General features: G+C 73.3%; 1 protein-coding gene. It reads left to right on the top strand.

The window, feature by feature from the left end:
* The coding region (locus V9U70_RS00180; protein WP_336672327.1) for a peptidoglycan-binding protein at positions 1–232 on the top strand (232 nt) is incomplete at both ends.

The following is a 232-nucleotide window of genomic DNA, read 5'->3' as shown; positions in this document are numbered from 1 at the left end:
ACACCCAGGGGCCTGGTCCGGTGTGGGGTGACGCCGATCTGCGGGCCACCAAGGCGTTCCAGGTGGCCCAGGGGTGGGCCGGTTCCGACGCCGACGGCCTCCCCACCTCCTTCACCTGGCAACTGCTGGTGCGCGGCGCCGGGAACAACATCGCGCTGCCGTCCACCGCCTTCCCGGGGGCCGGTTCCTTCGGTCCCGGGGCGGCCAACGACTACGTGACGGAGCTCGGGCG

It is taken from the genome of Streptomyces pratensis (assembly GCF_037137275.1).
Lineage (GTDB): Bacteria > Actinomycetota > Actinomycetes > Streptomycetales > Streptomycetaceae > Streptomyces > Streptomyces pratensis_B.
This window is presented reverse-complemented; position numbering and strand designations above follow the sequence as displayed.